This is a genomic window from Massiliimicrobium timonense, assembly GCF_002160865.1.
Taxonomy (GTDB): Bacteria; Bacillota_I; Bacilli_A; order Erysipelotrichales; family Coprobacillaceae; genus Allocoprobacillus.
Genome location: NZ_NFLJ01000015.1, coordinates 1 through 22,491 on the forward strand (window position 1 = coordinate 1; position 22,491 = coordinate 22,491).

At 30.6% G+C, this 22,491-nt stretch carries 29 protein-coding genes; 23 read left to right on the forward strand and 6 right to left on the reverse strand.

Translation table 11 applies throughout. The features are described from left to right. Positions 1 to 92: 92 nt before the first annotated feature. Positions 93 to 374 carry a hypothetical protein gene (locus B5E75_RS06120; protein WP_087357891.1) on the reverse strand — a complete coding sequence of 94 codons (282 nt, stop codon included), beginning with the start codon at positions 372 to 374 and terminating at the stop codon, positions 93 to 95. A gap of 160 nt (positions 375 to 534) precedes the next feature. Here B5E75_RS06120 and B5E75_RS06125 point away from each other — a divergent pair, with 160 nt between their 5' ends. The 3 genes from B5E75_RS06125 to mnmM are packed head-to-tail and all read left to right on the forward strand — an operon-like array spanning position 535 to position 3,997. Then, positions 535 to 1,806, forward strand: coding sequence for a M15 family metallopeptidase (locus tag B5E75_RS06125; protein WP_087357892.1), 1,272 nt, complete (start codon positions 535 to 537; stop codon positions 1,804 to 1,806). A gap of 38 nt (positions 1,807 to 1,844) precedes the next feature. Further along, entirely contained in the window at positions 1,845 to 3,479 is a 1,635-nt protein-coding gene (locus B5E75_RS06130; protein ID WP_087357893.1) for a B12-binding domain-containing radical SAM protein, read from the forward strand. Continuing rightward, entirely contained in the window at positions 3,476 to 3,997 is a 522-nt protein-coding gene (gene mnmM, locus B5E75_RS06135; protein WP_087357894.1) for a tRNA 5-(aminomethyl)-2-thiouridylate-methyltransferase MnmM, read from the forward strand. The genes B5E75_RS06130 and mnmM overlap by 4 nt, the downstream gene beginning before the upstream one ends. Before the next feature lie 11 nt (positions 3,998 to 4,008). Here the strand turns inward: mnmM and brxF are convergent, their stop codons facing one another. Together brxF and B5E75_RS06145 are read right to left on the reverse strand one after the other, a co-directional pair. Then, entirely contained in the window at positions 4,009 to 4,437 is a 429-nt protein-coding gene (gene brxF / locus B5E75_RS06140) for a BREX-3 system P-loop-containing protein BrxF (RefSeq protein WP_087357895.1), read from the reverse strand. Positions 4,438 to 4,534: 97 nt separating this feature from the next. Then, positions 4,535 to 5,947: an ROK family protein gene (locus B5E75_RS06145; protein ID WP_087357896.1), complete on the reverse strand. Its 1,413-nt coding sequence runs from the start codon at positions 5,945 to 5,947 to the stop codon at positions 4,535 to 4,537. Positions 5,948 to 6,158: 211 nt separating this feature from the next. Here B5E75_RS06145 and B5E75_RS06150 point away from each other — a divergent pair, with 211 nt between their 5' ends. The 7 genes from B5E75_RS06150 (at position 6,159) to B5E75_RS06180 (ending at position 11,224) form a co-directional block, all read left to right on the forward strand. Continuing rightward, a complete protein-coding gene (locus B5E75_RS06150) occupies positions 6,159 to 6,632 on the forward strand; it encodes a hypothetical protein (protein WP_164483537.1) in 474 nt (157 codons plus the stop codon). A 23-nt stretch (positions 6,633 to 6,655) separates the two neighbouring features. After that, positions 6,656 to 7,333 (forward strand): DNA alkylation repair protein, encoded by a 678-nt coding sequence (locus B5E75_RS06155; protein WP_087357898.1) that lies wholly within the window; start codon positions 6,656 to 6,658, stop codon positions 7,331 to 7,333. A 68-nt stretch (positions 7,334 to 7,401) separates the two neighbouring features. Next, on the forward strand, positions 7,402 to 7,962 hold the full coding sequence (locus B5E75_RS06160) for a Sir2 family NAD-dependent protein deacetylase (protein ID WP_087357899.1): 561 nt from the start codon (positions 7,402 to 7,404) through the stop codon (positions 7,960 to 7,962). Beyond that, positions 7,962 to 9,209: an AAA family ATPase gene (locus B5E75_RS06165; RefSeq protein WP_087357900.1), complete on the forward strand. Its 1,248-nt coding sequence runs from the start codon at positions 7,962 to 7,964 to the stop codon at positions 9,207 to 9,209. The genes B5E75_RS06160 and B5E75_RS06165 overlap by 1 nt, the downstream gene beginning before the upstream one ends. Further along, a complete protein-coding gene (locus tag B5E75_RS14750; protein WP_206413966.1) occupies positions 9,206 to 9,850 on the forward strand; it encodes an HNH endonuclease family protein in 645 nt (214 codons plus the stop codon). The genes B5E75_RS06165 and B5E75_RS14750 overlap by 4 nt, the downstream gene beginning before the upstream one ends. Positions 9,851 to 10,044: 194 nt before the next feature. Continuing rightward, positions 10,045 to 10,569, forward strand: coding sequence for a GNAT family N-acetyltransferase (locus tag B5E75_RS06175; RefSeq protein ID WP_087357901.1), 525 nt, complete (start codon positions 10,045 to 10,047; stop codon positions 10,567 to 10,569). Between the two features lie 160 nt (positions 10,570 to 10,729). Then, a complete protein-coding gene (locus tag B5E75_RS06180; RefSeq protein WP_087357902.1) occupies positions 10,730 to 11,224 on the forward strand; it encodes a Sir2 family NAD-dependent protein deacetylase in 495 nt (164 codons plus the stop codon). A gap of 5 nt (positions 11,225 to 11,229) precedes the next feature. On the opposite strand, the gene B5E75_RS06185 is transcribed toward B5E75_RS06180, so the two are convergent. Then, positions 11,230 to 11,562: a winged helix-turn-helix transcriptional regulator gene (locus B5E75_RS06185; RefSeq protein WP_087357903.1), complete on the reverse strand. Its 333-nt coding sequence runs from the start codon at positions 11,560 to 11,562 to the stop codon at positions 11,230 to 11,232. A gap of 125 nt (positions 11,563 to 11,687) precedes the next feature. Here B5E75_RS06185 and B5E75_RS06190 point away from each other — a divergent pair, with 125 nt between their 5' ends. Further along, positions 11,688 to 12,257 (forward strand): flavin reductase family protein, encoded by a 570-nt coding sequence (locus B5E75_RS06190; protein ID WP_087357904.1) that lies wholly within the window; start codon positions 11,688 to 11,690, stop codon positions 12,255 to 12,257. Between the two features lie 45 nt (positions 12,258 to 12,302). Here the strand turns inward: B5E75_RS06190 and B5E75_RS06195 are convergent, their stop codons facing one another. After that, positions 12,303 to 12,674 carry a hypothetical protein gene (locus B5E75_RS06195; protein WP_087357905.1) on the reverse strand — a complete coding sequence of 124 codons (372 nt, stop codon included), beginning with the start codon at positions 12,672 to 12,674 and terminating at the stop codon, positions 12,303 to 12,305. A 107-nt stretch (positions 12,675 to 12,781) separates the two neighbouring features. Here B5E75_RS06195 and B5E75_RS06200 point away from each other — a divergent pair, with 107 nt between their 5' ends. The 6 genes from B5E75_RS06200 to B5E75_RS06225 all read left to right on the forward strand — a co-directional run bounded on the left by B5E75_RS06200 (position 12,782) and on the right by B5E75_RS06225 (position 16,528). After that, a complete protein-coding gene (locus B5E75_RS06200; RefSeq protein ID WP_087357906.1) occupies positions 12,782 to 13,312 on the forward strand; it encodes a DUF5662 family protein in 531 nt (176 codons plus the stop codon). Between the two features lie 37 nt (positions 13,313 to 13,349). Then, positions 13,350 to 14,360: a D-alanyl-D-alanine carboxypeptidase family protein gene (locus B5E75_RS06205; RefSeq protein ID WP_087357907.1), complete on the forward strand. Its 1,011-nt coding sequence runs from the start codon at positions 13,350 to 13,352 to the stop codon at positions 14,358 to 14,360. Then, on the forward strand, positions 14,353 to 14,922 hold the full coding sequence (locus tag B5E75_RS06210) for a hypothetical protein (RefSeq protein ID WP_087357908.1): 570 nt from the start codon (positions 14,353 to 14,355) through the stop codon (positions 14,920 to 14,922). Before B5E75_RS06205 ends, B5E75_RS06210 begins: the two co-directional genes overlap by 8 nt. Beyond that, positions 14,915 to 15,424: a spore maturation protein B gene (locus B5E75_RS06215; RefSeq protein WP_087357909.1), complete on the forward strand. Its 510-nt coding sequence runs from the start codon at positions 14,915 to 14,917 to the stop codon at positions 15,422 to 15,424. The genes B5E75_RS06210 and B5E75_RS06215 overlap by 8 nt, the downstream gene beginning before the upstream one ends. Before the next feature lie 44 nt (positions 15,425 to 15,468). Further along, positions 15,469 to 16,206 carry a pseudouridine synthase gene (locus B5E75_RS06220; protein ID WP_087357910.1) on the forward strand — a complete coding sequence of 246 codons (738 nt, stop codon included), beginning with the start codon at positions 15,469 to 15,471 and terminating at the stop codon, positions 16,204 to 16,206. Positions 16,207 to 16,315: 109 nt separating this feature from the next. Continuing rightward, entirely contained in the window at positions 16,316 to 16,528 is a 213-nt protein-coding gene (locus B5E75_RS06225; RefSeq protein ID WP_087357911.1) for a hypothetical protein, read from the forward strand. A gap of 30 nt (positions 16,529 to 16,558) precedes the next feature. Here the strand turns inward: B5E75_RS06225 and B5E75_RS06230 are convergent, their stop codons facing one another. After that, a complete protein-coding gene (locus tag B5E75_RS06230; RefSeq protein ID WP_087357912.1) occupies positions 16,559 to 16,741 on the reverse strand; it encodes a ferredoxin in 183 nt (60 codons plus the stop codon). A 106-nt stretch (positions 16,742 to 16,847) separates the two neighbouring features. Between B5E75_RS06230 and B5E75_RS06235 the strand changes: the two genes are divergently transcribed. The 6 genes from B5E75_RS06235 to abc-f all read left to right on the forward strand — a co-directional run bounded on the left by B5E75_RS06235 (position 16,848) and on the right by abc-f (position 22,482). Then, on the forward strand, positions 16,848 to 17,519 hold the full coding sequence (locus B5E75_RS06235) for a hypothetical protein (protein ID WP_087357913.1): 672 nt from the start codon (positions 16,848 to 16,850) through the stop codon (positions 17,517 to 17,519). A 23-nt stretch (positions 17,520 to 17,542) separates the two neighbouring features. Then, positions 17,543 to 18,205, forward strand: a complete 663-nt coding sequence (gene cmk, locus B5E75_RS06240; protein ID WP_087357914.1) for a (d)CMP kinase — start codon at positions 17,543 to 17,545, stop codon at positions 18,203 to 18,205. A 13-nt stretch (positions 18,206 to 18,218) separates the two neighbouring features. After that, positions 18,219 to 19,526, forward strand: a complete 1,308-nt coding sequence (gene der, locus B5E75_RS06245) for a ribosome biogenesis GTPase Der (RefSeq protein WP_087357915.1) — start codon at positions 18,219 to 18,221, stop codon at positions 19,524 to 19,526. 1 nt (position 19,527) lies between these two features. Then, positions 19,528 to 20,532, forward strand: a complete 1,005-nt coding sequence (locus B5E75_RS06250; protein WP_087357916.1) for an NAD(P)H-dependent glycerol-3-phosphate dehydrogenase — start codon at positions 19,528 to 19,530, stop codon at positions 20,530 to 20,532. 27 nt (positions 20,533 to 20,559) lie between these two features. Beyond that, positions 20,560 to 20,811, forward strand: a complete 252-nt coding sequence (locus B5E75_RS06255) for a stage VI sporulation protein F (protein WP_241146636.1) — start codon at positions 20,560 to 20,562, stop codon at positions 20,809 to 20,811. A 204-nt stretch (positions 20,812 to 21,015) separates the two neighbouring features. Continuing rightward, positions 21,016 to 22,482: a ribosomal protection-like ABC-F family protein gene (gene abc-f, locus B5E75_RS06260; protein ID WP_087357917.1), complete on the forward strand. Its 1,467-nt coding sequence runs from the start codon at positions 21,016 to 21,018 to the stop codon at positions 22,480 to 22,482. Positions 22,483 to 22,491 lie beyond the last annotated feature (9 nt).

Here is a 22,491-nt window from a genome sequence, read left to right on the forward strand (position 1 = left end):
TATTATAGGCATTTTTATAAGAATATAAGTGAAATCTATGTTAAATTTATCTAAAGATTATAAAAACAATCTCTATAAAATAAAGATTGTTTTTAAGCTTTTTTCGCTTTTCTTTTTCGAAGAATAAACACAACAATGATGACAATAATAAGCATAATACCAGCACAAATACCTGCTGTAGGTAAAAGCTGAGGCTTTGTAAAAGCGTTTGTCCACATTGCAATTTTTCTAATCAATATAGCTATTGCATAACCAGCTGTTGCACTTCCAAGTAAAGCAAGGATAGCTTTAAACCATTTTGGAAAGACTTCTGTAAAAAGTACAGCTGTAATTAGACAGATACATGCAATAAACATACAAATTACAAAATGCATAGAGAAACCTCCTTTATATACAACAATTAAAATAACATAATTATAACAAGAATGCAACAAGATTATGAAATGTCATTTTTTAATCATGTGAATTTTGCTGAAAATGTAGAATTATGATGATGAATATGATAAACTATAAGGCAGAGAAAAGAGGTGGATTATGAGATTTAATAGAGGTAAAAGATATACATATTATAATTCGTATTCTTCATCAAGACGTTCAAGAATACGTTGGGATAGAATTGCGATTATTGGTGCAGTTGTTTTATTGGTTATTGGTGTAGTTGTCTGGTTTAATTTTAGTCGTATTCAATTGGCTTTTAAAGGATATTCTTTTGCACAGCAAAATGAAATTTTAGCTTTAGATGGCGATGGTGTTGAGGAAATTTTATCTCATGATAAACTGGAACATATCACACAATGGTTAAAACAAAGTGAAAAAGTTCAATATTATGATGAATATGAAAAATATTTATCTTTGCATAAAGACATGGAAGTTGCTGAAGTGATTTCTACAGTTGATAATATTTTTGAAAATTATGTTCCTAAATTAACAACATTAAATTATTCTAATGATCAGATTTGGGAAGTTTTAAAGACAGCAGGTGTTAATGAAGTTAAACATTTAGTCGATCAACAATATACTTATGCTCAAATTGAACCTTTTATGAAAGTCAAAGGATTTGTTTTTGCAGATATTGATCAATATATGAAAGTCTATAAAGAAAGTCAGAATTACAATTATGCTGTACTTATTACAACATATCCATTTATTATTTCTGAAAATAAAGTTGATCAGTCTTATACGATTCAAAATCCAGATGATATATTGACACTTGTCAAAAAAGGATTCTATTTACCAGCCGATTATGAACCATCTGATTTAGTGAACCCTGATCCTGATAAGGTGAAGGTGGCTTCAGATTGTGATGATGCCAGATTGCGTAAAGAAGCAGCAGATGCCTTAGTAGAAATGTTTGATGCAGCGAAAAAAGAAGGATATGACTTAGTTGTCAATAGTGCTTATCGTTCATATGCTCATCAAAAGGAAACATATGATGATTATTTTGATAAATATGATTCTGTCACAGCAGCCAGTCTTGTGGCTGAACCGGGAGCAAGTGAACATCAGACAGGATTAGGTGTTGATTTAACATGTCAAGCTGTGATTGATGATAAATTAAATGGTATTGAAAACAGTCGTTTTGGCTATAAACCAGATTATAAATGGTGTATTGCAAATTCTTATAAATATGGTTATATTTTAAGATTCGAAGAAGATAAAGCGAATATTACAGGAATTGCAAATGAGCCATGGCATTTTAGATATGTTGGTAAAGAAGCGGCTCAAGAAATCTTTAATAATGGCTGGACATTGGAAGAATATTGCTTAAATAAAGGGATTATCCCTGACATTCAAAAAGGACAATAATCTAGGGATATCCCTAGATTATTTTTTAGGAGAAATTTATGAAAACAATCATTACAACATTAAATTCTAAATATATTCATACATCATTAGCCTTACGCTTACTTTATGTGGCATCATATCATCGCTTTGATGTAGATTTTAAAGAATATACGATTAAGGATTCTCTTGAACATATTGTGGATGATCTTTTAAAAAGAAATTGTGATATTATTGCTTTTTCATGTTATATATGGAATATTGAGTATATTGAAAAAATATGTCAGATGATTCGTCAAAAAGCCCCTCATATGATTATGATTTTAGGTGGACCAGAAGTGACTTATGAACCCACGTATTTTTTAGAACTGTTTCCTGTTGATTATATTATAAGTGGAGAAGGGGAAGAAGTATTTCCACAATTATTAGAGGCCATAGAAAATCATAGAACAGTGAATATACCAGGAGTCAGCGATCGTCATCATATTTCTTCCATTGTTGCAGTCGCAGATTTGAAATATGTTGAATCTTTAGATTCCCCTTATCAATTATCTCAAGATCAAAAAGATCAAGGAAAACGTATTTTATATTTTGAAACAAGCAGGGGATGTCCTTTCCAATGCCAATACTGTCTTTCTTCATTAGAACAGGGATTAAGATTCTTTAGTGAAGATTATTTGAAAAAACAGTTGGATATCATCTGTCAAAGTCCCGTACAAACAATTAAATTTCTTGATCGTAGTTTTAATGCTGATGCTAAACATGCGATTATGATTTTAGATTATATTTTCCAGCATCATCGTCCAGGACAACAATTTCAATTTGAAATTAATGCTGATGTGTTAAATCAAAAAATCATTGATTTTATAAAGGACTATGCACCACAGGGATTACTTCGTTTTGAAATTGGCATTCAGTCAACTTATGAACCAACAAATAGAGCTGTCAAAAGAATGCAAAACTTTGAGCGTTTAAGTGAAGTGGTCAAAATGTTGATGGATGATGGAAAATGTGATTTGCATTTAGATTTGATTGCTGGATTACCTTATGAAACATATGAACGTTTTATTCAATCTTTTGATGAAGTCTTTGCTTTTCGTGCTAAAGAATTACAACTTGGTTTTTTAAAGCTGTTAAGAGGAACTTCATTGCGTAATCAGGCAGATGATTATGGATATGTCTATCAAAATGAACCACCTTATGAAATGATTGAAAATAAGTGGTTGAGTCATGGAGAAATGGAAAAAATTCATATGGCTGAAGATATGCTGGAAAAATATTGGAACAGTGGACGCTTTGTGCAGACAATGAATGCGGTGATGGATCATGTGGATTCTCCTTTTGCTTTCTTTTATGATTTGGCTTGTTTTTATAATCAAAATCATTATAAGAGAATTGGTTATCAACTTGATGAACTTTATCGTTATTTGGATAGTTATCTTCCAGAACAATATCATGATTTTTTAATTATAGATTATTTACAACAATTCAAAGTCAAACCTAAAAGATGGTATGCTTCAACATTATCACCACAACAAAGAAAAGAGGTCATCAGAGTGTTATCTAAACATTATCATTTAGATAAAGAACTTCTTTTTAGATATGCAGTGGTAGAAGAAGTACAAAATCAATATCTTGTGGTTATTTATAAAGATTATCAATGTCAGTGGAAAATGTATAAGAAGGTGAAAGAATGATAACAATGGTAGAATATGTACATCAAAGAATACTGACTTATAACTGTGCAACGGGTGTGGATTTTACAATGGGAAATGGTTTTGATACAGTTTTTCTTGCGAAGCATTGTCAACAAGTTTATGCTTTTGATATACAGCCACAGGCATTAGAAATGACACAAAAACGTGTAGGGCATATGTCACATGTCAAGCTCATTTTGGATAGTCATGAAAATATGGATCAATATTTTCAATCATTTGATGTTGGTATTTTTAACTTGGGATATTTACCTCATGCATCACATCATATAACAACAACACTTGATTCGACTCAAAAAGCAGTGATCAAAGCGATTGAATATATGCGACAGGCTCTTTTTCTGGTTGTTTATACAGGACATGAAGAAGGATATAAAGAAAGTGTCTGGCTTGAATCATTTGTTTCACAACTTGATCCCCATCAATTTCATGTATCTTGCTTTCGTATGCTCAATAAGCATCAGGCACCTTATGTGATAGAAATAGAAAAAAAGCAGTAATCACTGCTTTTTTAACATAAGATATATTTAAAATCATTGTTATCAGTTGAATAAATAAGGTCTTCTGATGAATCATTACGAAAATGGAACAGTTGTCCATCTTCAATTTTTCCATTCCATGTCGCAACGACTGGAATGTCTTTTGATAGTTCTTTAAGAAAAGCTAATAAATCAATTTGACTATTCTTTGCATAAAGAAGTTTTTTATTATCAAGTAATAAGACTTTTTGATGATAAGTCGTTAAAAAGTTTTTCATTTCTGGAAGTAGTTTTTCACTAGGAGTATGATAGAAAATCTTGTCTAAATCAAGAATAGGAATACCTGTTTCTTCACTATATTGGCGAATGATTTTAGATTTTCCACTACCTGGTTGTCCAACAATTAATAAAAGTTTGTACTCTGCTTGACTGATGTCTTCTATTTTTTTATTCAAATCCATTGCTATAATCTCCTTTTCTGTTTTTATTGTTAAAAATATTATAGCATTTTTTGTAAGCGTTTTCTATGCATATCGTAAAAAAAGCAATTTTTTATCTTTATTTATAATCCTGCAAACATAAAATCAACTGTCCCAGTAAAATATATTCTTGAATATTTTCGATTTTTATCATTTGTGGTAAATATTTTTCAGGAATGTATTGCGTTAACATCTTTTGAAGTTCATGAATATCAGGAATTAAAGTACATGAAAGAATAATTGCTTCAGGGCCAATCACGGATGACAGGGCTGTAATTGTTTTAGCAACCAGTTCTAACGCACCTTCTGGTGTTTTGGCTAAAGTATGTGGCGGTGCAGAATAATTTAAAGGGAGATATTGAACTTCACCAGCAATATGAGCATGTCCTTTGATGAGTTGTCCATTAACAATAATACCAGCCCCACCAAAATGATTATTTGGTTGAAAAAGAAAAATCAGTGAGGAAAATTGACTTTGCGATGCATAATAGCCAACAGCTGCAGTATTGACATCATTGTCAATAATGATTTGTCGATGATAGCGGTCTTTAAGCAGTTGATACATATTGAAATTATTTAAGCCTATGATACTTGTTGAAGCAACAAAACCATCATTAATAATACCCGGTGTTGAAATACCAATGATTTGAATAGGGGTATATTGTAATAAAACAGTATCAATAACATCATAAATATCTTCCATGCTTATCTTAGATTTAATAATTTCATTGCTGGCAATGACTTTATTTTGTTCATCATATAAGTGATAGGCAATATGTACACGCAAACTATTTCTAAATAATGACAAAACAAGAATTTTGGTATTTTGATGAGGAATCATCTTTAATGGTTTTAATGTTAATTCGGTTTTGACAGGTTGAGGTAATTTTTGATGTTCTAAAGCATGTCTTACCATTTGTAATGTTTTGGCAACATCATATTTTGCAAAGACTTGAGGAGGCATTTTTAAGACAATCTTATCTTTTAAGATTTCTTGTACTTTTGCGTGCATAAATGAAATCTGAGGAGCCAGTAATATCACATCATAATCATTACCAACATTAAATAAATCGGTATAACCAATAGCTTTCACTTCATAATGATAGTCTAAGAGCTGTGCCGCTTCATTGAGCTTGGAAGCAAAATAAGATGTTGTTAAACCACCACTACAGCTAAGTAGTATTTTGATCTTTGGTTTCTCTACTAACTGTAAAATATTATTCATCATTTCATTAAATAATTCAGTAGCATGTTTCATAGTTTTCATTTGAAAGTGCAAATAAAATTCAATATTTTGTGTAATGGTATTTGTCACACTTAATTCAATAATATTTAAAGGATTAAAGATAACTTGACTGAAACTATAATTTGTTTTGATATTAATAATATGCGAATTGTTTTCATCAAGTGAAATTTGACAATGACTTTGATCTTGTATAAGAATCCATTGTTTAAAGATTATTGTATGTATATCTCTTAAAAATTCGTCCATAAAAATCTCCCCTTTATCCTTATTATAATAGGATAATTGAAAAAGGTATGGATTTTGCTAAAGTAGAAAATATTTTTTAAACAAAATGTATATTTGATGACTTTTTTTGATAAAAAATTCGCAAAATCACAAGACTTTATTTATAAATTCTTAATAAAAATAAAAGAATAGAAAATATAAAACATGAGATAATGGGATGGGAGGTATAAAAATGGAGAAAATAACAATAAAACCACATCATTTTATGGATATTATTAAATTATATGGAACTGGTATTGAAAGATTTGTTCCTGATCAAAAAAGAGGCCATGATTTTTATAGAATAGCCAATCTCATTATTCAAAATCCAACATTATTATGTCAGTTAACAATAGAAGGAGATGATATTTGTAAGCCTTGTTTATATTATCGTCACTATCAATGTCAAGATTCTTTAGTACATACAAGTAAACAATACTATAACCAGCTTTTAGATAAAAGGATTATACAATTCTATCAATTATATGATATGTCATATTCTGCCTTGTCATTATGTGAGATTTTACTGGAACATCATGAAATGATTGAACAGGTATGGAAAGAAGAACCAGCAGAATTGACACAAAAACGTCATGATTTTTTTGTGAAAGGAGCCGAGCTTTATATTCATCAATATGGTATAATAAAGTCATCAGTTAATCCATAATAAAAACAAAGGAGTGTTTCATGATGAGTTCATATTTGATAATAAAAGAGATGTTTGAAGCACGGGCTAATCAAGATAAAGCTTTACAAATGGCTCAATATATGCGTAATCAATTTGTTTTTTATGGTTTGCCTACGCCTCAAAGAAAACAAGTTTATAAAGATTTTTTAAAACAAGAGAAGAAGAAAAAATCTATAGATTGGCAATTTCTTGATCAGTGTTATAAAGATGAACATAGAGAATTTCAATATCTTGTTGGAGATTATTTACATACTATGAAACAATATCTTGTATATGAAGATATTGAACATATTCAAAAATATATCCAAATCAAACAATGGTGGGATACTATTGATTTATTTGATAGAATTATCGGAGAAATTGGTTTGAAAGATTGTCGAGTAGATGATTTGATGTTGCAATGGTCACAAGATAAAGATTTTTGGGTAAGAAGAATTGCTATTGATCATCAGTTATGTAGAAAAGAAAAGACAAATACAGAATTGTTAGAAAAGATTATTGTCAATAATTTAGGGAGTGATGAATTTTTTATTAATAAGGCTATTGGCTGGGCATTGAGAGATTACTCAAAAACAAATCCCCAATGGGTCAAACACTTTATTGAAAAATATCATGATCAGATGCATCGCTTAAGTATCAAAGAGGGAAGTAAGTATATTAAAAATGATATGATTTTTTAAAAAGAATTTTATTTTATCGATTATTAGTTATGATGTATAATTATGTAAAACAAAAGGAGGGACACTTAATGAAAATTATAGCATTTACAGGAGCAGGAATATCAAAACAATCAAATATTCCTACATTTATGGAGCGCCCAGTCATTAGAGAAAAACTATTTCGAAGTTATGCGAACACGCATCATGAAGAGTATAATGAGGTGATAAAACAACTCAAAGCCAATATGAATGGAGCTAAACCAAATGATGCGCATTATGCTTTAGCAGAATATCAAATTCCTGTTATTACTATGAATATTGATGGTTTGCATAAACTTGCAGGAAGCGATGCTTTGGAACTTCATGGTGGTTTACCTGAAGATGATGAAATGGACAAGGCTTGGTCTTTATATAATAAACCTGTTTTATATGGTGACCCTGCACCGAATTATCAAAAAGCTTATGAAATGGTTTATGATTTAACACCAGATGATGTATTTATAGTGATTGGTTGTTCTTATCATACGGCTATTGCTTGTGATCTAAGGGAAGTCGCAAAATCAAAAGGAGCAAGAATTATTGAAATTCAAGAAGATGCTGCACACAATGTAAGAGAAGTATTAGAAGAATTAATAGGAGGATATGAATAGTGGAAAATATCTATATTAACAATATACACATCGATGAAGTTAGGCATTTAAAAAATATTGACATACCATCATCAGATGGTAAGAAAAATATAATTATTACAGGGAAAAATGGTAGTGGTAAAACAAGTTTATTAGATTCTCTAGCAAATTATCTTCAATCAATAGCTAGTGACAATGATTTTAATGACATTCCTGTAAAGATACATACATGGAAAAATTATTTACAAGAAGCTAAACAAAAAAATGATACTCAAGATATTAATCGATGCCTAGAAAATCTAAAATATTATGAAAATAAATTTATTAATACAAGAAATGGATTAGATATTACATTTAATGCTGACACATCAACTATTTATAAATGTTTTAATAATGGAGAATTTGTTTTAGCATACTATGATGCTAATAGAAATTTTCAAACTGAAGAAGTCAAAAATGTTGAGAAAATAGAATTAAATACCAAATATTCAATTAAAGAAAAACCAAGTTTAAAGTTTGTTAAGTATTTAGTAGATTTAAAAGTAACACAAGCCTTAGCTTTAACTAATGGAAAAAAAGAAAAAGCAGAACAAATTCAGAATTGGTTCCAATCTTTAGAAAACTATTTAAAGATGATTTTTGATGACCAATCACTTCAATTAGTATTTGATGAAGATAAGTTTAACTTTTATATTTCTGTAGAAGGCAGAAATGATTTTGATTTTAATACTTTATCAAGTGGTTATTCAGCAATACTTGATATTGTGGTAGATTTAATTATGAGAATGGAAAAAACATCAAATAGAAGATTTGAATATAATATGCCCGGTATTGTATTGATTGATGAAATAGAAACTCATTTACATTTAGAATTGCAAAAAAATATTATGAGTTTCTTAACAACTATTTTTCCTAATGTACAATTTATTGTGACAACACATTCACCTTTTATTCTAAATAGTTTAGGTAATATTGTTATTTATGATTTAGAAAGTCGTATTTTGATTGAAAACGGATTAACAGATGTTCCATATAAGGGAATAGTTGAAGGATACTTTAGAGTAGATACTCATTCAAAAGAGTTAAAAGAAAAATTTGAGAAATATAAGAACTTAATAAATAAAGATCATTTAGAAGATGAAGACTTCGCTGAAATTTCTAGACTTCAAGTTTACTTAGAAGAAATACCTGATTACTTAGCATTAGATATCTCAACTGAATATCAAATTCTTAAATCAGAATTTGAGGGGAGAAGTGATTTGCAGTGATAAAAATTGAAAGAACTTCAAAAATCCCTAAATCGCTTGAAGAAAAACGAACATATAACGATTATGATGTTGTTATGCAATTAAAACATGACTTTCATGATAAATGTTATATCTGTGGTATTAAACCAGTACAAGATCCTGAAATAGAACATCTTTTACCTCATAAAAATGGTAAATTTCCTGAAAGAATGTTTGATTGGAACAATTTGTTTTGGTCATGTAGACACTGCAATAGTATAAAGAATCAACAAAAATATGATGAAAACGTACTAGATTGTTGTCAAAGAGATCCTGAGATACTCATCGATTTCACGCTAAATGGTGATACTGTTTTTGTTCAAGCAAAAGATGAAACTGACATTGAAGCTGTTGTGACCGCTGAATTAGTTAATGAAGTCTTCAATAAAACAAATACAGGAATGAGAGTCCACAAATGCCAAGTAAGGGTTGATGAACTATTAAAGGAAATGAATGCTTTACTTGACACTTTAGAAAAGTATAAAACTAATGAACATTCAATTATTGTACAAAGGACTCTTAAAGGATTATTAGATAGGAAGTCTCCTTTTGCAGAATTCAAAAGAAATTATGTCAAATCACATCAAAATAGATATCCAGAATTAATAGACTATATTAATTAATAGAAACTTTTACCTTTTGTAAATAAACAAGTAATTTGAGTCTTGAAATTATTTTGAATTTTCACAAATACATATCAAGAAGTATATAACAAGATATTTGGACATTTCGAAGTCAACAAAAAATATATACAATCTTTTTTCATTATGTGAAATTGCTTATCTATCAATAAATTTAAAGTTAAAGAGGTATACAAATGAAACGAACTTATGAAAATTTATTAATACGTGAAGCAACTGTTGATGATGCTTTGCAACTATGTAAATGGTGGAATGACGGTAAGATAATGGATCATGCAGGATTTCCAGAAGGAATTCATACAACTTTAGAAAATGTAATAAATCAAATTGTTAGTCAAGATAATCTTGAATGTAGGCATATTATTCTTTACAATGATTCTCCTATAGGAGAAATGGTTTATCGTACTATTGATAAAGATAAGTGTGAAATTGGTATAAAAATTTGTGATTTTTCTATGCAAAATAAAGGATTTGGAAAAATAATTCTTAGTCTTTTTATAGATGGTTTGTTTTCTCAATACAATTTTAAAAAAGTAGTTTTGGATACAGATTTAAACAATAAACGTGCTCAACATGTGTATGAACAATTAGGATTTAAAAAAATATGTATTAATGAAAATTCTTGGAGAGATCAAAAAGGAAATTTACGATCAACTATTGATTATGAATTAATAAAAAATGAGTTTATATCACATTTATGAGATTGTAAATGAAATAACGGAATATATATCAATTTAACAAAAAATTTACGTAATTAATAAACTCAGAGTTGTGAAATAAAGTATGTAATCATTAAAAACTAGTTTATCATATAGTTACTATATAAATTGAAATAATTATCCTTAACATATATCCACATTTATGGAAAGACCAGATATTAGAGAAAAATTATTTAGAGATTATGCAAATACACATCATGAAGAATATAATGAAGTTGTTAAACAATTAAAAGCCAACATGAATGGAGCAAAACCTAATGATGCTCATATTGCTTTAGCCCAATATAAGATACCTGTTATAACCATGAATATTGATGGTTTACATAAACAGGCAGGAAGTGATGCTTTAGAATTGCATGGTGGTTTGCCAGAAGATGATGAAATGGATATAGCGTGGTCATTATACAATAAACCTGTATTATATGGTGATCCTGCACCAAATTATGCCAAAGCATATGAAATGGTATATGATTTAAAACCAGGTGATATTTTTTTAGTTATTGGTTGTTCATTTCATACAGCAATTGCAGTGGATTTAAGAGAAGTGGCTAGAAGCCGTGGAGCAAGAATTATTGAAATCCAAGAAGATGCTGCACATAATGTCAGAAAGATTCTGGAGAATATAAAAAAAGAATAGTAATACTATTCACGATGTTCTTCGCCCCAGACACACAGCTGATCTAAGACCTTCATTAAAGATTTTCCTTTTTCACTTAAACTATATTCTACTTTAGGTGGAATTTGAGGGTATTCTTTTCTGATTATAAGTCTATCATTTTCCAGCTCCTTTAAATTGCGGCTTAATGTTTTGTCAGTAATATTTTTTAAATAACGTTTTAGTTCATTAAAGCGAACAATTTCAAATTCCATTAAGCAATATAGAATGACCATTTTATGTTTACCAGATATTAACGATAATGTATAGCTAAATCCTGTTTCTTCAAAATGAGCATTTTCTATATAATTTTTAATCATATTGCACTCTCCTTTAAGATAGTACCTATTATAATTGACAGTACTTGTATTTTTTATAAGACTTGTTAAAATTATATTTAAGAGTTGAGATAATGTCAATTCAAATGTAGAAAGGGGTTATTAGTATGAGAAAAAAATTAAATTTGACAGAAGGTATTTTTCCAATGCCTGTTTTAATGATTGCAACTTATAATGAAGATGGTAGTGTGGATGTTATGAATGCTGCATGGGGAACAATGCAGGAAAGAGGGACAGTTGCTTTGAATTTAACAGAAACACATAAAACAGTCAAAAATATTAAAGCTAGAGGTGCTTTTACAGTCAGTATTGCTGATGAAGACCATATTGTCGAAGCAGATTATTTTGGAATTGTGTCTGGGAATAAAGAATCTCATAAATTTGAAAACAGTGGTTTAACGGCTTCACATGCTCAAATGGTTGATGCTCCAGTGATTCAAGAATTTCCTCTTTGTTTAGAGTGTGAATTTATTGAATATCAGACCAATGAATATGGTTGTGGAGTTATTGGTAAAGTTGTAAATATAACTGCTGACGAGAAAGTTATGAAAGATGATCATATAGATATGTCTTTGGTTAAAGCCATAGCCTTTGATCCTTATACACATGGCTATTATCGCGTAAGTGAACGTGTTGGAGAAGCTTTTAAAGATGGTTTAAAATTAAAGAAATCATAATGATTATTGCTTAAAGCAAATAATTTGTGTTTGAAAAATCAAGTCTTAGAACTTGATTTTTTCATATTGCAATAATTGTTCACGTGCTTTTTTATAATGTTTTAATTGAATAACAATTTCTTTACGTGTTTTTGTGACAATATATTCCGCAGTGCCAATGGCTAATATTAATGCGACTATCATAAAGATAGGAGTTGAATATAAGAAAAATGCACTGTGTGTTAATAAATATAAAATAATCAAAAATGCAACAACTGTCAGTGTTTTGATTAATATACGTGTACTTAGAAAACGGGCATACATATCATTTCTAATATTTTGATATGTGTCCTGTAATAATGTAATAATTTCAGAGCATTTTTCAAGTGTTAATTCATAGTCATTAATATTTGTGCGAACATCAACTTTAATTGCCATCTCTCAAACCTCCTCTTACACATCGCTTACATTATAGCACTGTTTGAAAAAAAATAAAGAGATTTACTTCAAATATAAAACATTGTATACTAGATACGGGTGATTCGATGAAAACTTTAGGACATTTTAAAACCATAACAAAACATAAATGGAAAGTCATGAAATTATGTTTTCGTATTGGTTTATATAAACAGGGTCTATTACATGATATGTCAAAATATGCATGGTGTGAATTTTCAACAGGGATGAAATATTATCAAGGAGATAAATCTCCTAATTCGGTAGAACGTCGTGAAAAAGGATATTCTTTGGCGTGGTTACACCATAAAGGAAGAAATAAACATCATTGGGAGTTTTGGGTTGACTTTACACGTACAGGACTACAACCAGCAAAAATGCCTACACGCTATGTTTTAGAAATGTTTTGTGATCGTATTGCAGCAAGTCAAACTTATCAAGGAAAGAAATACCGTGATACTTTCCCTTTGGCTTATTATGAAAATGGGAAGCATTCTTATATCATGCACCCACAAACACGTCAATTTTTAGAACATCTTTTACATTATCTTCATGATCATGGATTAGATGAAACAATTCAATATATCAATTCTCATCCAGAGTGGAAGAAAAAATCATAACACATTTTTTATTTCATATAGTATTATAGGTGATTATATGAAAAAAAGTGTGTTTTTTTTATGTTTCCTTTTATGTATGATATCTGTTCATGCTGTTGATTTTCAGGGAAAATCTTATATTGTGATGGAGAGTACGCATCAAAATGTATTAGAAGGAAAAGATATTTATGAAGTACAAAGTGTAGCATCTATTTCTAAAATTATGACAGCTATTGTTGCGATTGAAAATGGTCAATTGGATGATGAATACAAAATAGGTGAAGAAGTCAATGAAGCATGGGGAAGTGGCATCTATGTACATATAGGTGATCGAATGAATTTAAGAGATCTTCTACATGGACTCCTTTTAAGAAGTGGAAATGATGCAGCGAATGTCATTGCAAAAAATATTGGTGGAAATATTGAAAATTTTGTTGATATGATGAATCAAAAAGCACAGGAATTAAACATGACAAGAACTCATTTTTCTAATCCAACTGGTTTAGATGAAGAAGATGATGGAAATCAATCATGTGTCTATGATATGGCTTTGTTGATGTCATATTGTTCATTGAATCCTATTTTTAATGATATTGTGATGAAAGAAACTTATCAAAGAGAAGATGGTGGAGGAACATGGCATAATAAAAATAGACTATTAAATGAATATGAATATTGTGTAGGTGGAAAAACTGGATATACCAAAAAAGCCAAAAGAACTTTAGTCACAAGAGCTATTCAGGATGATGTGTCTTTAATTATTGTGACATTTAATTGTGGTAATGATTTTGAATTTCATCAACAAAAATATGAAGAATGTTTTAAAAAATATCAAAATGTTCTTGTTTTATCTAAAGGGATTTATCAATATCATGGTCATTCTTTTTTAATTGATCAAGATTTATATTATTGTGGTCAAGAAAGCCAAAATGTTTCTTTACAATCAACAGGTGATGTTTTACAAGTCTATATTGATCAAAAACCTATTTATCAAGTGACGCATCAAAACTTTTTGACAACTATTTTTAAATATACAAGAATCCTGCTTGGGGAGTGTTTCAATGGCTAGAATATGGAAATGGAGTGTTGTTGTTTTTTTGATAATTGGTTTGTGTTGCCATCAAGAAGAAGCTATGATGAATGCTTTGATGGATACACCTTATATGGTTTGGGATTTATTTTTCAATGTTATTTTATCTGCTTGTTTATGGGGTGGTTTTTTAAATGTTATTCAAAAAACGGGTTTTATGAATTATTTTTCTTTTTTATTGAAACCACTCTTTCATCTTATTTATGGATCCGTTATTAAAAATAAAGTCATCTATACTTATTTGTCTTCTAATATTCTTGCTAATCTATTCGGATTAGGAACTCTTGCCACAATAAGTGGTGTCAAGGCTTTTCAAAAACTTCAAGAGCTTAATCCTCACTCGAAACGCCCCAGTCGTCCTATGTTGACCTTAGTCATTATCAATACAGCCGGATTGTCTTTGTTTCCATCTACTCTTTTGATGATCAGACAACAAATGGGTTCACAAAATATTTATGCTTTTTATCCTTATATGCTTTTGATTGGTATTTCCATTATTATAATTGGTTTAATCATGCAAAGGGTGATTGATCATGAATAAGATTGTTTTTCTTTTTCTTCTATGTGTTTTTATTGATGGTTTGATGAAGCATCTTCCTTTATTTGATGATTTTATAGATGGTGTCAAAGATGCCCTGCAATTATGTCGAACATTATTTACAACATTTATGGCTTTAATGGTTTTTGTTCAATTATTACAAAGCAGTGGAACAATTGATTTGTTAAGTCATTTGTTTTCACCCTTATTAAGTCTTTTGCATATTCCTATAGATATCATTGTTTTGGGTCTATTACGCCCAGTCAGTGCCAATGCATCATTAACTTATTTATATTCTTTTTATGAAACTTTTGGTGTGGATCATCCTTTGAGTTTACTGGCCACATTGATTCAAAGTGGCAGTGATACAACATTTTATGTTGTCACAATTTATTTTTCATCTATTCATATGAAAAGAACCAGATATGCTTTACCCATTGGTTTAATAATGGATTGTTTATCGGTTATATTTGCGATTATGATTTATTTAAAAATGTTTGTATAATTGCATAAATTATGTATAATGGTATCTGGAAAGGACGGGATACTATGGAAAGACTACAAAAAGCAATTGCGGCGAGTGGCTATACGTCAAGAAGAAAAGCGGAAGATCTCATTCGTCAAGGGAGAGTCGAAGTCAATGGTGAAGTCGTAAGTGAATTAGGTTTTAAAGTGAAACAAGGAGATTTGATCATGGTTGATGGAAAGGCTCTCCAAGGTGAAAATAAAGTTTATTATGTTTTTTATAAACCTAAAGGATGTATCACTTCATTAAGTGATGAGTTAGGGAGAAAAACAGTGATTGATTATTTTGGTGATGTACAGGAACGTATTTATCCAGTAGGTAGATTGGATTATGATACATCTGGTTTATTGTTGATGACCAATGATGGGGAGTTTGCGAATCTGATGATGCATCCTTCTTCTCATCTTGAAAAGGTTTATGAAGTCAGCATTAAAGGATTAATCAGTGGATTGACAGTGCATCAATTAGAAAAAGGTATTTATTTAGATGGTGTAAAAACATTACCTTGTCGTATTAAAATTGTTGGTAAAGATGAAGAACATGGCACAACGATGTTGATGATTAAATTGATTGAAGGAAAAAATAGACAGGTGAAAAAGATGTTTGAAGCAGTGGGACATCCTGTAAAAAGACTACATCGTTTACGTGTGGGTATGATTGATTTAAAAGGCTTAAAACCGGGGCAATATCGTCGTTTAAAACCTCAAGAAGTCAAAGATTTAAAAGCTATGGCTTTAGCTAAAAAAAATAATCATAAATAATCAAAAAGGAATATTTTCAAGAATATTCCTTTTTTTGTCGATATTTGTATGATGAAGTTTATTGAAGAAGATGTTAAAGTGATTATAATAAAAGCAAGGAGGATGAAATATGCGTAGTGTTGTTTTAGAATCGAATATTAAAGATGTTTGTGGTATATGTGGGGCAAAAGAGCCTTTGATTGAATATAAAGAATTACAGGGAATTCATTTTATCTGGTGTCATAAATGCCATACGATTAGTTTTCTTGAACCACCACAAAATGAAACAAAGAAACATCTCATTGAAAATGAAATGAATAGTTATTGTGTTCATAAAGAATAAAAAGCCCTCTAATCAAGAGAGCTTCTTTTCTTATTCATTAACAATTGCATCAACTGGACAAGATTCTGCTGCTTCTTTTGCAGCTTCTTCTAATTCAGCAGGTACTTCTCCAATAATGTTTTCTGCAACACCATCAGCGTTTAAATCGAAAACTTCTGGACATACTGCTGTGCAAGAACCACAACCAATACAATTTTCATTCACTTTATACATTTTTTTACCTCCTATTCATATGCCTATTATATACTAAATGGAATTATTTTAAAAGTTTATTTTATAATTTTTTATAGTTATGTTATAATGGTGGCGGTGATGTAAAATGGAGAAACAAACAAGAATAAATAAATACAAAGAGTTAAGAGATGAAATGAAAGAAGAAGTGGCAATTGATCGTCAAGTAACATATGAACAAGATGATGAGGATGATGATTTTTTATCTTTTCTTCCACAAAACCATCAAAAAGATATTCAAGATACTTTGATGGAACCATTGTCTTATGAAACGTTAAAACCAGATAGCGAAGATATTAAATCTGCATTAAATGAGGCAAAAACAAATATGGGTAAGGAACAATATAATACTCGCTTAGATATTTTAAATAAGATTAAACAATCTGAAGAACATCAGCCTCAACATAGTGAAGCTTCTCAATCAGAAGTAAAAGCTGAACCACAAAAAAAGATGTCTTTACTAGAAAAACTGGCGGCTATGTCACCAGAAGAAGATGCTGAAGAATTGAAAAAGTATGAAGAAGGTTTGACAGTGGCTGATTTTATGAAAGAAGATAAGAAAAAATCAAAACGTGAAAAAGTAGAAAAGACAGAAAAAAGAGAAAAACATCAAGAACCTGTTGAAAATATAAAAGAAGATAGCGATGATGAAGACCAAGAAGATAGTAAACTTGTGACTATTTTAAATTATGTGATTATTGTTTTTATCGTTATATTTATTGTTTTAGCGTTCTTTATCGCAAAACAGCTATTTTTCTAAAAGGAAAGGGAAAGTGAAAAGATATGTCAAAAAAAATTTCTATAGCGATTGATGGACCGGCGGCTGCAGGAAAATCAACGATTGCGAAAATGGTCGCTAAAAGTTTAAATTATACATATATTGATACAGGAGCGATGTATCGTTGTGTGGCTTATTATGCTTTATTGAAGAATGTTGATGTGACTGATGAACAGGCGGTATCTATGCTTTTAAAAGATATTGATATCCGTATGTTTCCTGATGGAACCATCCAATTGAATCGTGAAGATGTGACATCTGCCATTCGTGAAAATGAAGTGTCAATGGGAGCCAGTGTCGTTTCTCAATATGGCGCTGTCAGAAGTTTTCTTGTTGAAAAACAGCGTGAGATGGCTCAAGGTGGGGGCGTTATTCTTGATGGTAGAGATATTGGTACAGTTGTCTTAAAAGATGCTGAATTAAAGATTTATCAAGTCGCAAGTATTGAATGTCGTGCATTACGTCGTCATAAAGAAAATTTACAAAGGGGTATTGACTCTGATTTAGCAGCGATTCAAGAAGAAATAGCAATGCGTGATCAACAAGATATGACACGTGCTATTTCGCCTTTAAAGAAAGCTGATGATGCTATTGAGATAGATACCTCTGATATGACATTGGAAGAAGTTGTAGCCAGAGTCATGCAGCTTGTAGAAGAAAGAATATAAGGAGTGATTCATAATGAAAAAAGGAGTCGTAGCGATTGTTGGCCGAGCGAATGTTGGGAAATCGACAATTTTTAATCGTATTGTTGGAAAACGTGTATCAATTGTTGAAGATACACCAGGAGTCACACGTGATCGTATCTATGGAGATGCATCATGGCTGACACGTGAATTTAGAATCATTGATACAGGTGGAATTGAACTGGAAAATGCTTCTTTTACAGAACAAATTAAAATGCAGGCTGAGATTGCAATTGAAGAAGCTGATATTATTTTATTTGTGGTCAATGGACGAGAAGGTATTACAAAAGAAGATACATTTGTTGCACGTTTACTACAAAAATCAAGAAAACCTGTTGTACTCGCTGTGAATAAAATTGACGATCAGATTTATAAAGATAATATTTATGATTTTTATAGTTTAGGAATTGGTGATCCTATTGCTGTATCAGGAAGTCATGGTATTGGAATTGGTGATGTTTTGGATGAAATTATTCATCAGTTGCCAGCAGTGGAGGAAACTCAAGAAGATGATGTGATTCGTTTTTCTATTATTGGAAGACCAAATGTTGGAAAATCTTCATTAACGAATGCTATTTTAGGAGAAGAACGTGTTATTGTTTCTGACATTGAAGGAACAACCCGTGATGCTATTGATACGGCTTTTGAAAAAGATGGACAAAAATATTGTGTTGTAGATACTGCTGGTATGCGTAAAAAAGGAAAAGTTTATGAAAATATTGAAAAATATTCTGTTTTACGTGCATTATCAGCCATTGAAAAAAGCAATGTTGTATTAATGGTGATTGATGGTCATCAAGGGATTGTTGAGCAAGACAAACATGTAGCTGGTTATGCGCATGAAGCAGGGAAAGCTGTTATTTTAGTAGTCAATAAATGGGATCTGATTGAAAAGGATTCTAAAACAATGAAGAAAATGGAAAATCAGATACGTGAACAATTGAAGTATCTGGATTATGCTCCTATTGTTTTCGTTTCAGCGAAAGATCATAAACGTGTTCATTTATTATTACCATTGATTCAAGAAGTCTATGCAAATAGTCAAAAACGTGTGGCGACAAGTGTCTTAAATGATGTCTTGATTGATGCGCAAACAATGAATCCAACCACAACATTTAATGGGGGACGTTTAAAGATTTATTATGCCAATCAAGTGAGTGTCTGTCCGCCAACATTTGTTTTATTTACAAATGATCCACAATATTTACATTTTAGTTATAAACGTTATTTAGAAAATCGTTTGCGAGATGCATTTGGTTTTGAAGGAACACCAATTCACATTCTTTGTAGAAAGAGGGACTAAGATGAAAATAGCAATTTTAGGAACAGGAAGCTGGGCTACAGCTCTCGCAAGGGTCTTTAATGATAATGGTCATACAGTTATGTTATATGGTATTGATCAAAGCGAAATTGATGATATTAATATAAGACATTGTAATTATAAGTATTTTAAAGATGTGAGATTAGAAGAAAGTATTGTTGCCAGTGCATCTTTAAATGATGTTATCAAAGATGCACAATATCTTTTAATTACTATTCCAACACAATATGTCAGAGGGGTATTAGAACAGGTCAAACCTTTATTGACGCAACCTGTCACTATTATTAATGCAGCAAAAGGATTTGATATGAATACCAATATGCGTATGTCTGATACGATTAGAAGTGTTTTAGACAATACTAAGATTCATCCTGTTGTTTCATTAATTGGTCCATCACATGCTGAAGAAGTTGTTGAGCGTATGCTAACTGTTGTTTGTGCTGTATCACTTGATGAAGATTATGCCAAAGATGTTCAAAAATTATGTTCTAATCATTATTTTAGAGTCTATACTTCAACAGATGAAATTGGTGCAGAATATGGGGCTGCCTATAAAAATGTCATTGCTGTGGCTTCTGGAATTATTGCGGGGCTGGGCTATGGTGATAATACACGTGCAGCTTTAATTACACGTGGACTTTATGAAATGAGTCTATATGGAACAGTCAAAGGTGCTAATCGTGAAACGTTTTTTGGCTTGACCGGTATTGGGGATCTCGTGGTGACATGTTCTTCTATTCATTCACGTAACTTTCAGGCGGGACTGGAAATTGGTCAAAGCAATCATGCATTGGATTTTATGGCACATAATACCAAAACCTGTGAAGGGATTCGTACGTGTAAAGTCATTCATGATGATGTAGCAACACATGATTATGGTATAGAAGTGCCGATTGTGGATGCGGTTTATCGTGTTCTATATGAAAATGCTACACCGCAGGAAACGATTCACTCCTTAATGTTAAGAGATTTAAAAGCTGAACAATAATGTTCAGTGATGCATATATTAACATGGGTGATCGAATTGGATAAACAAGATAAATTATTAGATAAAGTTTCACAAAAAACACATGTATCTAAAGAAGATATACTTTCATTAGCGAATGATTTGCAAACAAAAGATTTAAAAGATGAACAAAATATTAGAGATTTTGTTCAAAAAATTTCTCAATTAACACATAAACAAGTCAAACCAGAACAAATGGATAAAATCATTCAAATCATTCAAAATAATCAAGTCCCTTCTGATATTCAAAAATTTGTGTAAATCATTTTCTTGAAATATTATTATAAAAAGATTATAATAATAACTGATGAAGGGGTGTGAAAAGATGTATTTATTTTCTTGCCAAAATGGACAATTGTATTGATGATATTTGCAGGAAAATAGAACTCTTTTAATCACAAATGATGTATATAACGACAGGAACTATTTTCTTGTCGTTTTTATTTTGGAAAGGAGTGATACTTTATGTCTTTAATACAAGTTCAACATTTAACATTTGGGTATGATGGAAGTTATGAATTGATTTTTGACGATGTTTCATTTGTATTAGATACACATTTTAAAACAGCTTTGATTGGTAGAAATGCAAGAGGTAAGACGACACTTTTAAAACTGATGATGCATGAATATGAATATCAAGGACAAATCATGATACATGAAAAATGCTGTTATTTTCCTTATGAAGTAAAAAATCCTCAATTATTGACATTAGATGTCTGTTACGAAATTGAACCGTCACTTGAAAACTGGCGATTGGAAAAAGAACTTCGTTTATTAGGAATGGATGCAATGGATGTGTTTTATCGTCCTTTTGAAACACTTTCTCATGGCGAACAGACAAAAGTTTTATTAGCTATTCTTTTTTTGAAGGAACACTCTTTTTTATTGATTGATGAACCAACAAGTCATCTTGATCAAGATTCTCGTTTGAAAATTGGAGAATATTTAAAACGTCAAAAAGGTTTTTTGCTTGTCAGTCATGATCGTTATTTTATTGATAGCTGTTGTGATCATGTGATGGCTATAAATCCTCAAAGTATTGATGTGGTCAATGGTAATTTTTCTAGCTGGTATGAAGATAAAACCAAAAAAGATGAAAGAGAAATGATGTTAAATAAGAAACTGAAAAAAGATATTGTGAAAATGGAAAGTTCTAAGCGTCAAAAACAAAATTGGGGTTATCAGATTGAAGAATCTAAAAAAGGAGCCGCAGATAAAGGATATGTTGGGCATATGGCTGCGAAAATGATGAAGCGTTCTCGTGCTATTGAAAAGCGACAACAACAGGCTATTGAAAAGAAAAAGACTCTGTTAAAGGATATTGAAGAATATGATGATTTAAAAATTCATTGTTTAAAATACTTTCAAAATCAAATCCTTCAATTCCAGCATTTTTCATTATCTTATGATCATCATCAGATATTTGAAGATCTTTCATTGACTATCCATCAACATGATCGTATTTTATTAAAAGGACCTAATGGTTGTGGTAAATCAAGCTTAATACGTTTTATTCTAGGTGAAAAGATTGAATATGATGGACAATATATATGTGGAAGTCAGTTAAAGATTTCCTATGTTCCACAGGATTGTACTTTTTTAAGTGGTCAACTGGATGATTGGATAGAACAGTGTCATAGCGATTTAACCTTAGTTAAAACTTTATTAAGGAAATTAGGATTTTCTCGTGAACATTTTGATATTCCTCTAGAAAAACTCAGTCAAGGTCAAAAAAAGAAAGTCATGCTGGCTATTTCATTAGCCTCACCAGCCCATCTCTATATATGGGATGAGCCACTTAATTATATTGATATTTTTTCACGTATACAGATTGAACAAGCTATTTTGACTTATCAGCCGACTTTATTATTTGTTGAACATGACCAGTATTTTCAACAGAAGATTGCGACTGAAGTGATTGATTTTTCGTAACATGTTTGA

Bases quoted from the DNA above. Each gene is read 5' to 3' on its own strand.
- B5E75_RS06190 (WP_087357904.1), top strand. From the start codon at position 11,688: ATGAGAAAAAAATTAAATTTGACAGAAGGTATTTTTCCAATGCCTGTT.
- B5E75_RS06180 (WP_087357902.1), top strand. From the start codon at position 10,730: ATGGAAAGACCAGATATTAGAGAAAAATTATTTAGAGATTATGCAAAT.
- B5E75_RS06120 (WP_087357891.1), bottom strand. From the start codon at position 374: ATGCATTTTGTAATTTGTATGTTTATTGCATGTATCTGTCTAATTACA.
- B5E75_RS06200 (WP_087357906.1), top strand. From the start codon at position 12,782: ATGAAAACTTTAGGACATTTTAAAACCATAACAAAACATAAATGGAAA.
- B5E75_RS06145 (WP_087357896.1), bottom strand. From the start codon at position 5,947: ATGGACGAATTTTTAAGAGATATACATACAATAATCTTTAAACAATGG.
- B5E75_RS06130 (WP_087357893.1), top strand. From the start codon at position 1,845: ATGAAAACAATCATTACAACATTAAATTCTAAATATATTCATACATCA.
- B5E75_RS06210 (WP_087357908.1), top strand. From the start codon at position 14,353: ATGGCTAGAATATGGAAATGGAGTGTTGTTGTTTTTTTGATAATTGGT.
- B5E75_RS06205 (WP_087357907.1), top strand. From the start codon at position 13,350: ATGAAAAAAAGTGTGTTTTTTTTATGTTTCCTTTTATGTATGATATCT.
- B5E75_RS06215 (WP_087357909.1), top strand. From the start codon at position 14,915: ATGAATAAGATTGTTTTTCTTTTTCTTCTATGTGTTTTTATTGATGGT.
- B5E75_RS06150 (WP_164483537.1), top strand. From the start codon at position 6,159: ATGGAGAAAATAACAATAAAACCACATCATTTTATGGATATTATTAAA.
- B5E75_RS06185 (WP_087357903.1), bottom strand. From the start codon at position 11,562: ATGATTAAAAATTATATAGAAAATGCTCATTTTGAAGAAACAGGATTT.
- B5E75_RS06235 (WP_087357913.1), top strand. From the start codon at position 16,848: ATGGAGAAACAAACAAGAATAAATAAATACAAAGAGTTAAGAGATGAA.
- mnmM (WP_087357894.1), top strand. From the start codon at position 3,476: ATGATAACAATGGTAGAATATGTACATCAAAGAATACTGACTTATAAC.
- B5E75_RS06230 (WP_087357912.1), bottom strand. From the start codon at position 16,741: ATGTATAAAGTGAATGAAAATTGTATTGGTTGTGGTTCTTGCACAGCA.
- B5E75_RS06175 (WP_087357901.1), top strand. From the start codon at position 10,045: ATGAAACGAACTTATGAAAATTTATTAATACGTGAAGCAACTGTTGAT.
- brxF (WP_087357895.1), bottom strand. From the start codon at position 4,437: ATGGATTTGAATAAAAAAATAGAAGACATCAGTCAAGCAGAGTACAAA.
- B5E75_RS06125 (WP_087357892.1), top strand. From the start codon at position 535: ATGAGATTTAATAGAGGTAAAAGATATACATATTATAATTCGTATTCT.
- B5E75_RS06250 (WP_087357916.1), top strand. From the start codon at position 19,528: ATGAAAATAGCAATTTTAGGAACAGGAAGCTGGGCTACAGCTCTCGCA.
- B5E75_RS06220 (WP_087357910.1), top strand. From the start codon at position 15,469: ATGGAAAGACTACAAAAAGCAATTGCGGCGAGTGGCTATACGTCAAGA.
- der (WP_087357915.1), top strand. From the start codon at position 18,219: ATGAAAAAAGGAGTCGTAGCGATTGTTGGCCGAGCGAATGTTGGGAAA.
- B5E75_RS06195 (WP_087357905.1), bottom strand. From the start codon at position 12,674: ATGGCAATTAAAGTTGATGTTCGCACAAATATTAATGACTATGAATTA.
- abc-f (WP_087357917.1), top strand. From the start codon at position 21,016: ATGTCTTTAATACAAGTTCAACATTTAACATTTGGGTATGATGGAAGT.
- B5E75_RS06225 (WP_087357911.1), top strand. From the start codon at position 16,316: ATGCGTAGTGTTGTTTTAGAATCGAATATTAAAGATGTTTGTGGTATA.
- cmk (WP_087357914.1), top strand. From the start codon at position 17,543: ATGTCAAAAAAAATTTCTATAGCGATTGATGGACCGGCGGCTGCAGGA.
- B5E75_RS06160 (WP_087357899.1), top strand. From the start codon at position 7,402: ATGAAAATTATAGCATTTACAGGAGCAGGAATATCAAAACAATCAAAT.
- B5E75_RS06155 (WP_087357898.1), top strand. From the start codon at position 6,656: ATGAGTTCATATTTGATAATAAAAGAGATGTTTGAAGCACGGGCTAAT.